Annotated in this window: 1 protein-coding gene; it reads left to right on the forward strand. The window is 64.0% G+C overall.

Annotation, left to right across the window (positions count from 1 at the left end; translation table 11 throughout):
* Positions 1–26: 26 nt before the first annotated feature.
* On the forward strand, positions 27–12,380 hold the full coding sequence (locus C404_RS35950; protein ID WP_021193585.1) for a filamentous haemagglutinin family protein: 12,354 nt from the start codon (positions 27–29) through the stop codon (positions 12,378–12,380).
* The last annotated feature ends 189 nt before the right edge of the window (positions 12,381–12,569 follow it).

Consider the following 12,569-nt stretch of genomic DNA (forward strand, 5'->3'; position numbering starts at 1 on the left):
GTCCGATCGTCCGTTTGCCTCCTGACATGCAGCCGAGCCAGCCCGCCAAGTCCTCTTCCGTTCCGTTTCTGTCGCATCGCCGGCGCGCTCATGACAAGCGGCCGGTGCGCACGTGGCGTATCAAGCCGCTGGTGCAGGCGGCGGCACTCACGCTGTTGGCGGCGAGTGCGCACGCGCAAACGCGCGCCTTCAGCGGCGCCTGGTTTGCCGAGCGCGGCGCGGCGCAGAACACTGCAGCCGCCACCGGCCGGTTGCCCAACGGCACGCCGGTCGCGCTGATCAACGACCCGCAGCAGCAATCGCAGCAGGCACGTCAGCAACTGCAGCAGTCGCTGGCCAACCTCAACGGCGTGGCGGCAGCCATTGCGGCACAGCAGGCCGCGCAGAATGCAGCGCGGCAAGCCGCACTCAGCGGTTCATCAGATGTGCCCGATGGCCTGGCCGATGGCGGCCTGAAGGTCGACACGAATTCGCTCACGCGCGGTTGGGTCAACGCCAACGCGCCGGTGCAGTCCAACAAGGACGGCCGCGTGAATGTGGCCATCCAACAGACCGCCGACAAGGCCGTGCTGAACTGGGAGACCTACAACGTTGGCCGTAACACGACGGTGGAGTATCAGCAGCAGTCCAACTGGTCGGTGCTCAACCGCGTGAACGATCCGAACGGGCGGCCCAGCCAGATCCGCGGCCAGATCAAGGCGGACGGCACGGTGCTCATCGTCAACCGCAATGGCGTGATCTTTACGGGCAGCAGCCAGGTCGACACGCGCAACCTGGTGGCCGCCGCTGCCAACGTCACCGACGACCAGTTTCGCAAGGGACTGTACGGTGACAACGCCACGCCCACGTTCACCAACGCAGGCGGCAAGATCAAGGTGGAAGCGGGCGCTCAGATCAGCACGCGTGCGCCGCAGTCCGTCACGCAGGGCGGTGGCTACGTCTTGCTGGTCGGCACCGAGGTGGAGAACGCCGGCACCATCACCACGCCCAAGGGCCAGACGCAACTGGCCGCAGGGGACAACTTCATCATCCGCAAGGGCGTGGGCACGGATGGTAACTCCACATCCACCACGCGCGGCAACGAGATCGCGCCGCAGTTCGTGGCCAACAGTACGGCTGGCTATGTGGTCAACAATGGCTTGATCGCCGCCAACCAGGGCGATATCACGCTGGCCGGTCGCGATGTGGCGCAGAACGGTGTGGCTATTTCCACCACCACCGTCAACACGCGCGGCACGATCCACCTGCTGAACTCCGCTACCGACACCAAGGGGCGTGTGACAGTGGGCCCCGGTGCAACCACTGCCATCCTGATCGAACAGGACGCGGCCACGGCGCTCGATAGCCAGCGCAATGCGCTGCTGCAGGAGTCCGCCACGCAAGACAAGCTGCGTGCAGACACGGCGCAAGGTGTGTTCGACAATCTCTCGCGCCTGTCAGACCGGCGTGACCTGTCGCGCATCGAGATCGTCTCGGGCGGCGATGTGCTCTTCGCAGACAGCTCGCTGTCGCTGGCCACCGGTGGGCAGATTCAGGTGAGCGCCGCACGCCGTGCGCTGGTGACCGATCGCGCCAGGTTAGACGTGGGCGGTGCGGTGGGCGTGCAAGTGTCGATGGAATCGAACAACGTTCAGGTGAACGTGCAAGGTAACGAGCAGCGCGATGCACCGGGCAACCGCGACAGCGGCGTGCTGAACAACGCCAACGTATGGATTGACCGTCGTCGTCTCATCTACGTGCCAGCCAAGCCGGGCGTGTATGACAAAGACCGCTACTACACCGCCGGCGGTCTGCTGGAAGTGGGTGGCTATCTCGACAACACCGGCCACAGTATTGGCGAGTGGGCTGCGCAGGGCGGCACCATCATGCTGGGCGGCAAGGAGGTCGTCACGCAGCGCGGCTCGTCAATCAACCTGTCGGGCGGCTCGCTTGATGTGCAGACGGGCTTCTTGCGCCAGACGTTCTTCAAGGGGCGTGACGGGCAACTCTACGATGCTTCGTCAGCACCGATGGACGTGCTCTATACCGGCGTCTACCAAGGTTTTGAAGCTGCGCACCCGCGTTGGGGCAACAAGACCACCGAGTACTTCTACAGCCCGCTGATTGCGCCGCGCCAGAAGCTGGAGAACGGCTACACAGCCGGACGTGACGCGGGGCAACTGATTCTCTCCACGCCCACGGCGGTGGTCGATGGCGACATCGTGAGCGCGGTCTATAACGGCCCGCGCCAGACCCAGGCGCGATCGACGAGTGCCACCGATGGCTACATGCAGGCACAGACCGCGGTGGCCATTCCGGCTACGCTGCGCATTGGCCGCTACGATGGCTACGGGCTTGCTGGCGCGTACGACACGCAGGTGCGCATTGGCGACGTGGCCGCGATTGACCCGATCACGCTCAAGGATGCGCTGTCAGCCGATCGCATCAACACGATCCAACTCGATGCGCAACGCCTGAACGACATGGGGCTGGGGGGGCTTTCCATAGCGTCGCAGGGCAATGCGACCATCGATAAGCGTCTTGCACTGGCGGATGGTGGCACGGTGTCGGTGGCGGCATCGTCCATCGATGTGAATGCCGATGTGGTTGCGCACGGCGGCAACGTGAGCCTGAGCAACGTGCTGCGTGTGGGTAATCCGACCGCGCAACCAACACCGCTGGCCAAGGACGGCAAGTCGCGTATTGCGCTGGCACAGGGCGCAACGGTGGACGTGAGCGGTCTGTGGGTCAACGGCGCGCTTGATCCAGCAACCGTGGCCGGCATGGCATGGCTTAACGGTGGCAGCGTCAGCATGGAGGGTGTGCAGGGCATTGCGCTGACGAGCGGCAGCACCATTGACGTGTCGTCGGGCGCAGGCATTCTTGCCAATGGCAGCGTGCGCGGCGGCAAGGGGGGCAACGTGACGCTCACGGCCAACACGCCGCCCAACGCGCCAGATGTCGCCGACGGCAGTTCGCTGCAACTGGGCAGCACGATCAAGGGCTACAGCGTCAACGGTGGCGGCACGCTTACGGTGGCCGCCGACAAGGTACTGATCTCCAACGGCAGTGGTGCGCAGGCGGGGCAACTGTTGCTCACGCCGGACTTCTTCCGTCAGGGCTTCTCGGCGTATGACGTCAATGGGTATCGCGGCCTGACCGTTGCGCCAGGTACGGCGTTGAATGTGGAGATGCCGGTCTACTTCGTGCCCGATGCGGCGCGCAGGGTCGGCACCGGCGTCCGCCCAGCCGATGTGCTTACGCTCTGGACACCGCCGGTTTACCAACAGGATGCAGTCAACGCCAAGCTGATCCAGCGCGGTGGGGCGAGTCTGACACTGCAATCAAATCGCCTTCTGAACCAGTTGGTCGGTTCGCAATTGCAGGTGGGGCAGGGTGCACGCATCGTGGTGGACCCGGGGCAGACGGTGACGCTGCAGACGCCAGGGCAGATCACGATTGATGGGGCGATTACCGCGCCGGGCGGCACGATCAAGGTGCTGCAGATGAACCAGGCCGATACCGGCATGGCGGACTACTTTGACCCCACGCGCTCCATCTGGATTGGTGATCGAGCCGTCTTGGATGTGGCCGCGCGTGCTGTGACCGCCGTTGACCAGTTCGGTCGCCGCTACGGCGTAGCTGGCAATGGCGGCACGATCGCCATTGGCCCGAATGGCCCGCGCGCCAATGATGGCATTGAGCCTGCGGCCAACGCGTTCATCATCATCCGCCCTGGCGCCGTCCTGGACGCATCAGGGGCCGGCGCGGTCGTGGATGTTCTGCAAGGGGCCGGCCAGACGTTGCCGACTGGGTTGGTCACACGACAGGTGGCCTTAGCGGGAGATGGCGGAACCATCGCGCTGGCGTCCTACAACGGTATCCATGCCGACGGCACGATGCGCGCTGCTGCAGGTGGCGCGGGCGCGGCGGGTGGAACCCTGTCGGTCACGCTGGAGACACCCCGCTACAGCACTACGCCTGATAGCAGGCCATCGCCTGACATGGTCGTGCCACGCGAATTGCTGATCGGCGCTGTGTATCGGCCTGCGCTGCCGGTTGACTTCCAGCCCGGCAAGGCGGATCCGGCGCTGGCGTTCGGCAAGACGCGAATTGGCGTCGACCGTATCGGCGCGGGCGGGTTTGATGCGCTGTCGGTCTATGCCGATATGGTTACGTTTGACGGCCCGGTCAATCTGTCGCTGGGCCGCAGCCTGCAGATTCGCAGCAATGCCTTGTCCAGTGCTGATGCAGGTTCCGCTGTACACCTGAGCGCACCGTACGTTCGCTTTGATCAAACCACTGTCAATGCGCTTGGCGGTACGTTGTATCCGATCGTTGGCGGTGGTACCACCGCTGTGACAGAGCGGCTCAAGTTGCAGAATCTCTCGCCGCTTGCCACCAAGGCAGCGCTGACGGTGGATGCAAACCTGATCGATCTGGTCTTCGCCTATGGCGCAGGGGCTTACGGCAGCTTCGATCAACCCATTCCGAATCCGCCGGGGCAGATCGCACGTGCGGGCTTCGGCGCCATGACGTTGAACAGCACCGGTGACATCCGCGTGCAGTCCGGTGGTGGTGGCTCGCGCCAGCTCACGCTCAATGCTGCGCAGGTCTACCCGGTTAGTTCGAACAACGCCCGGTTGGCCGCAACCGAGCGCATCACGCTTGGACGCAGCAGCACAGAGATTCCCAACGTGCCCGACAGCGTCTTCGGGACGCTGTCCGTATTTGCGCCCTCCATTGATCAAGGGGGGATCTTGCGTGCACCGCTGGGCAACTTGTTGCTGGGTACCACGAGCGTGAGTGATCTACCCACGCCGACTAGCCGGGTTCGCCTGCTGCCTGGCAGCCTGACCTCGGTCAGCGGCGCGGGTCTGACCTTGCCGTACGGTGGCACTTCCGATGGGGTGACCTATACCGCCAATGGTGCTCCGGTCTCGGGCGCTGGTTCGATCGACACCTTCTATTCCGGTGTACTGCGTATCAACGGCAACTCGGTGGATGTCGCACCCGGTGCAGTGCTCGATCTTTCAGGTGGCGGTGTCATTGCCGGGGCGGGCTTTATCAGCGGGCGCGGTGGCTCGGTAGATGTGCTAAAGACGCCGTTCATCAACGCCAACCCAGCATTCACGTACAGCGCCCAGAACAACGCTGTCTATGCCATCGTGCCGGGGTATCGCAATGCCTATGCTCCGTTCGATGCCGGCGCGGACATCGCTTCTGCGGGGCGGCAGATCACGATTGGTACCGGCGTCCCGGAGCTGGCTCCGGGCGTCTACACGTTGCTGCCGGCAGCGTATGCCTTGTTGCCGGGCGCTTACCGTGTCGAGCTGGGTCGCACCGGAACCTTGCTACCAACCGTATCGCAGGTGGGCGCCGGAACCTACCTGACAAGCGGTACGCTGGGGACAGCCAACACTGGCGTGCAGGCTGCGCTGCCGACACAGATCATGCTCACCCCGGGCAACGTTGTGCGCAGGCATTCCCAGTACAACGAAACAGGCTATGCCGATTTTGTGCGTGCCGATGCCAACCGCTTCGGCAACCTGCGTCCGCTATTGCCTGCCGACGGCCGGACGTTGCAGCTTCTGTATGGTGCCCCGGCTGATGGTGCGCCAGCGCTGAAATTTGCCGGATCGGCGCGCTTTGACGGTGCCCCGGGCGGCTATGGCGGCTCGTTGATGATAGACGGCTCGCCAATCGGGGGTAGTCCAAACATTGAGGTCACGCCATCCGGCGCCACGCCCACCGCAGGGTTCGTCTCGCTGGATGCCAACGCGTTGAATGCAATTGGCGCACCCCGGATGTCGATCGGGGGAGGGACACAGTTGTTCGATGGCTCGCAGCGCATGCTAGGCGGTAAGGCTGCCTCGGTGACGCTGCGATCGGGGGCTGAACTCAAGGCCCGTGAAGTGCTGCTGATCGCGCAGGCCGGCGGTGTCATTGTTGAGGATGGCGCGCGTATCAGCACGCTAGGACAAGGTGCGGACACACCTTATCCGTCCACCGACGGCTATACGTTTACGACGAAATCAAATCTGTTGGCGGTCTCCAATGGCCAACTCAACGTGACCCAGACAGCGGTGGCGGGGGCATCGAAGGGTATCTCGATTGGTCAGGCCGAGTTGTATGGCGAAGGCTCGTTGCTGTTCTCCACGCAGGGCGCTGGTCAGCTGAAGCTGAGCGACAGCGCACGCTACGGCGCGAAGTCCCTCACGCTGTCGATGTCCAGCATCAACATCGGTGAGCAGACGACACTTGATTCGGCCGCAAGCGTATTGCCCAACGGCTTGCGCTTGAACCAGGCGTTGCTCAGTCGTCTGCTGGCGGGCAATGCGGGTATTGGTGTGCCCAAGCTGGAAAACCTGCTGCTGACGGCATCGCAGTCGGTCAATTTCTACGGCACAGTCGCGCTCAATACGATCGACCCGATGACGGGCAGGTCGTCGCTGGCGTCGTTTGTGCTGAACACGCCGGCAATCTATGGGCAGGGCAACTCCGGCGATGTAGCGACTATCACCACCGACAAGCTGATCTGGAACGGCCTGAGCGATGGCGTTTTACGCTCCGGCAACAATAAGGCCCCATCGAGCCTGCGGCCAGGTGGGGTCATCGCCGGCGGCGCCGGTACGGGTAGCGGCACTTTTAACATTGTTGCGCGCGATGTGGTGTTCGGCTACGGCCCGTTCACGCAACCCGACACGCAGTTGACGCTGGATCGCCTGGCACTCGGCTTCTCCAACTTCAACGTGCAGGCCAGCCAGCGCATCACGTCCAACAATCGCAACACGCTGTCGGTTTACCAAACGCAAGGTGCATATCAACCCACCACGGGGTATCAGTACAGCGGCGGCAACCTTAACCTCGTCACGCCGTTGCTGACGGGTGACTCCGGTTCCATCAACCGGTTCACTGCGGGTGGTGCCTTGACGGTGTCGGCACCGGCTGGTGCCAGCCCTGCCACGGTACCTGGGGATGCGCTAGGTGCAGAGATCGGCTTGAAGGGCGGCTCGGTCAACATTGCCAGTGCCATCGTGCTGCCGAGCGGCAGGCTGACCGTGTCGGGCGATACCGGTGTCGCACTGGGCGATGCGGCGCGTATCGACATGGCAGGCCGTGCTGTGCAGATGGTTGACGTGACCAAGTACAGCAGTGGCGGTGACGTGTTGATCGACAGTGCACACGGCAACGTGAGCCAGGCGGCAGCGTCGCTGATCGACGTGTCTGCGCAAAACAACCGGGCAGGCAGCGTATCCGTCACGGCACTGGATGCCGCGGCAGGCCGGGTCGATCTTGCCGGCACCATCCGCGGCGGCACCAGCGGGCGCTACGACGCTGGCGGCACCGACGTGCTGTGGCAGCCCGGCAGCGTGGATGTGCGCGCGCAGACGCTGAATGATTTCGCGGGCCTGAACCAACGCCTGACGAGTGGCGGTGTGACAGGGGCGCGCAGCTTCCAGATCAAACAGGGCGATCTGGTGGTCGGCAACGAACTGAAGGCCAATACGATCAATGTGTCGGTTGATGGCGGCAGCCTGATCGTCAACGGCCGCGTCGATGCCAGCGGCGAGCAACCGGGCACGATCCGCCTGGCGGCACGCAACGGCTTGACGCTGGGTGCCGGGGCTGTGCTGGATGCGCATGGCACACGTCTGCGCGTGGACAGCTACGGACTGCCGATCGACGCGCCCAACCGTGGCATCGTCGACCTGCGCGCGACCGACGGGCGTTTGACGCTGACCCCCGGTGCGGTGATTGACGTGCGTGCCGCAGATAACGTTGCGCGCGGCACGGTCAGCCTGAGCGCGCCACGTATCGGCGCGGATACGCAGGGCGATATCGCAATCGACGCAGCAGGCCCGCTGGATATTCGTGGTGCACGAAGCGTGGCGGTGTATGGTTTCCGCCGCTATGACAACGCGCCGCTGGATGCGTCGCCGTCCGTGGACGGCAAGCCCAGCCAAGTCATCACGCAAGACTGGCTGGACGGTATTCATGCCGACAGCCAGCGCTACATCAACGCCGCTTGGACGAATGGCGACCTGCAGGCGCGCCTTGCCGGGTTGCGTGCAGCGGGTAGTGCTTACCACCTGCGGCCGGGCGTCGAGATTGTCAGTGCTACGGCGGATGGCAACCTGACCGTGAAGGGTGACCTGGATTTCTCGGGCTATCGCTACGGGCCCAACGCTGATGCCAACCTGCGCGGTTCGGGTGAGCCGGGTGCGGTGGTGGTGCGCGCAGGTGGCAAGCTGCAGGTGTTCGGCAGCGTGACTGACGGGTTTGCACCGCCGCCTACGACGCCTGACGAGCGTGGTTGGGCACTGACAATGGGTTTGAACCCATATAGCAATGACATTGTCGTGCCACGCACTGGCATCTCCTTGGCCGACGGCACGACTTTCCCCGCCGGGGCAGTGTTGAACTACGACGTGCCGCTCAAACAACTGGTGTTGCCGGCTAACTATGTTTTGCCGGTGCGCGTGACCTTGCGCGCCAACGTGACCTTGCCGGCCGGTACCGTACTGCAGGCCGCAGTGCGCGATTCAACTGGCAAGGTGCTCTACGCGGCGGGAACTGCGCTGCGCCAGGATGCCGTGCTGCGCTCGGGCATGATGCTTGACCCGGGCAGCATCGTTGGTTCGACACTGTCCGTCATGCGATTGACTTGGCCCAAGGGTGTGCCGCTGGCGGTGGCGTCCGGCAAGCCAACGCTGGATGGGGCGTTGGCGTTGAAGGTTGGCGCCGTCATTCCTGGAGCAACAGACGTCAAGCTGCCGGGCGGGGTGCAATTCGTCAATCTGCGCGATGTCGTGGGTGGTTCGCAGGGCAAGAACTGGGCTGTTGCATCGATGCTGCCCGGCGGGAGCGATTCGTGGTCCATGCGCTTGGTGAGCGGAGCAGATACACAGGCAGCCGACAGCCGCGCCACGCGCCCGGATGCCAAGCAGAATGGCGACCTTGTGCTGGGCGATGCGCATGTTTCTGGTGACCTGCGCCAAACCAATGGTGGGTGGTACTGGCTAGCTGGCAATCCTCAGCAGAAAAGGCCCTTCGAACCGGTCGACCCGAGCGACGTGAGCTACTACTGCTCGATCCCTGGGAACTGTATCAACCTGCCAGCCGGCGATGTGCTGGTGCCGCGCTTTCCGCTTTTTAGCGTGCTGAGGACGGGTACCGGGGATCTGGACCTCGTCAGCGGCGGCAGCATCGACATGCGCTCGGCATATGGCATCTACACGGCAGGTACGCAGTCCGCTGCCATGCGAAGCAGTGATGGACGCAACCTCTACAACCAGCCGCGTGGTGTCGAGCTGTCTAACAGCGGTACCACTGTGCTGGGGCCGGCCGGCACGGCTTTCGAACCCTTTGTCAACGGGGATCCTGCTACGAGCCTGTATCAGGCCTGGTATCCGGAGCGCGGCGGCAACGTGCTGCTGTCCGCCCAAGGGGCGATCCTCGGTCGTACGCAGGGCGGCACCAACGATGGCTCGGTCCGCTCCAACAACAACCCAGGCGACTGGCTGTGGCGCCAGGGCGGTGCGGAATCGGGGCTGCCGACTGCCTGGTGGGTGAATTTCGGTACCTATGTTTACCCGATTAATGGCACTGGTGCACCGTCACCGACCAGTGCCAGCGCGTTGACCCCCTTCGTTACGGGTTTCACCGGCATTGGTACGCTCGGCGGGGGCAACCTTCAGGTGACGGCCGGAAGTGATGCCGGCATGCTGTCTAACCCGAACGCCGGTGCGATGCCAGCCAGCCAGGCATTGAACCTCGGCATCGCAAGTACTGGGCGCCTTGGCGCGGATGGCAAGCTGGTGCTGACCGGTGGCGGCGATCTGCTGCTCCGCGTTGGTGGGGCGATCAACCCGATCGAGCGGACATCTGCCGTGGGCAGCGTGAGCCAGGATAGCAACGGTGTGCTGACCAACCTGCGCGGCAATATTCGGGTCGATGCAGGATCGATTGGACGTCTTGATCTGACCTACGGAAAAACAACGACCAGCGACCCGCGCGGTGTCGATAGATTCGCTGCCAACGATGCAACGCCATTCGGTGGGGTGGTGGTGGTACCGGGCGATGCCAATGTCGATCTGTCCACGCGCCGCGATTTGGTGCTGAGCGGTGCGGCCGATGCGGGCCGCCTGGTGCAGCCGGTCGCCACGCCCTATCTGCCGACAGTGGGCGGCGTGCTTGCCCCTCAACCCGGCGGTGGTTACAGCTGGTTCTCGCTGTGGACCGACCGGACCGCGCTCAATCTGTTCTCGGCAGGCGGAAATCTTGCGCCGACCACACAAACCGCTGCACCGGCCACCACTGCGACGGATGTGGGTGGGGCAACGGACTGCCGCTTTGTCTATCCGGGTACGCTGCGTGCCGTTTCGGCGCGAGGCGGCATCTACTACGGTGCTGGCCAGGATCTGTCGACTTCGCTGGTGCTGGCGCCGTCGCCGAGCGGTCAACTGGAAATCCTCGCCAATGGGTCGTTGTATGCAAACGGCTACGCGATCAGTCAGTCTGGCGCTGCGCAATCCGCGCTGGCCACGCCATTCCACCCGGGCTTCCGAGGCTACGCGATTGGAACGCCGGGCCCGCTGGTGAACAACACCAGCCCGGAGAGCTCGTTGCCGCGAGGCGTTGACGGCACGCCTCTGTTCACGTTTGGCGCGGATACTGCATCAGGCGTGCTGCATGCTAAGGACACTCAGCCGGCGCGGTTCTATGCCGTCAATGGTGACATCGTTGGCCTGCGCACGGGCGAGATTCTGGACTTCACGCGCGGTGGGACAGATTCGTCTCCGAAATCGCAGTCGACGTGGTATGTCGCGGCAAAGCCGGTGTGGATCGTTGCGGGTCGAGATATTGTTGGCGCGGGCACGCCACCGGGAACTTCGACGAATAGCGGCTGGGGACCGACCTCCACCGGCAACCTCCTCCTCAACAACAACCCTAACGACATCTCCGTTGTCTCCGCTGGCCGCGACATCCTGTTCGGCAACTTCCGCGTGGCCGGCCCTGGCACGTTGGAGGTCACCGCAGGCCGCAACCTGTATCAGGCGGACAAGGGGTTGCTGGAGAGCATCGGCCGTATTGGCACCGCGATCTCTGTCAGTCCGGACGATCGCGGCAGCGGCGCAGGCATCAGCGTAATGGCAGGCGCGGGTGCAGCAGGCGCGGATTTCACGACGTTTGCACGTCGCTACCTCGATGCAGGAAATCTGGCCAACCCGAGCGCACCGCTGGCCGACCAGACGGGTAAGGTCGCCAAGACGTACGAGAAGGAGTTGCTCAACTGGCTGCAGGCCCGCTTTGACTACAAGGGCACGCAAGACGGTGCACTTGCGTTCTACCTGGGCTTGCCGGCAGAGCAGCAGCGTGTGTTTGCGCGCTCGGTGTACTTCAACGAGCTGCAGGCGGGCGGGCGTGAGTACAACGACCCCACCAGCCGCCGCGTTGGCAGCTATCTGCGCGGGCGCCAGGCGATCGCATCGCTGTTCCCAGACAAGGATGCGCAGGGCCGGCCGATCCAGCGCGACGGCACCATCACGATGTTCGGCCCGTCGGGCATTCGCACGGACTTCGGTGGCGGCATTCAAACGCTCACGCCAGGCGGCAAGCTGATCGTGGGTGTTGAGGGGCAGGTGCCACCGGCCACGTCGGGTCTGTTGACGCAAGGCTCGGGCGAAATCCAGATCTATTCGAAGGACAGCGTGTTGCTGGGCCTGTCGCGCATCATGACCACGTTTGGCGGTGGCATTCTGGTGTGGTCGGCTGAGGGCGATATCAACGCGGGTCGTGGTTCCAAGACCTCGTTGCTCTACACGCCGCCGCTGCGCGTGTATGACAACGCCGGCAACGTCACGCTGTCGCCGCAGGTGCCGAGTTCGGGCGCGGGCATTGCCACGCTCAACCCGATCCCAGAAGTGCCGCGCGGTAACGTTGACTTGATCGCGCCGCTGGGCACGGTAGACCCGGGCGAAGCAGGCATCCGCGTGTCTGGTGACATCAACGTGGCTGCGCTGCGCGTGGTGAACGCGGCCAATATCCAGACACAAGGCGAATCGCGCGGTATTCCAACGGTAGCGTTGGTCAACGTGAGCGCGCTCAGCTCCGCCAGCGCGGCGGCCAACTCGGCCACGCAGGCGGCGCAAGACGTGATGCGCCAACAACAGGCGGCGACGCGCAATGGGCTGCCCTCCATCATCACCGTGCAGGTGCTGGGTTACGGTGGAGCAGGTGGTGGTGAGGGTGGTGACGGCGCACAGAAGGCTCCGCCGGCGGAGCGGCAAAACCGCAGCAGTTACGACCCCGGTAGCGCCTTCCAGATGATCGGCAATGGTGATCTGACCGAGCGCCAGAAGATGCGGCTCACCGCTGCCGAGCGCAAGAACCTGTGATGCCGTAAGCGGGCAGCAAGCGTTCTTCACCACACCGTCATCGCGTAGTCATACAGCGGGCGACGTCTCTCTACTCTGCGGCGCATCCAAACACGTGGATGTGCCGCAGAGCCCCTTTCCATATGGCTTGATGGCGTGTGTTCGATCACGTCATGCCGTGTCGCGCCTCGCTTCATGAAGCTTGCGTGA

This window comes from Ralstonia sp. AU12-08, assembly GCF_000442475.1.
In the GTDB taxonomy this organism is placed as follows: domain Bacteria; phylum Pseudomonadota; class Gammaproteobacteria; order Burkholderiales; family Burkholderiaceae; genus Ralstonia; species Ralstonia insidiosa.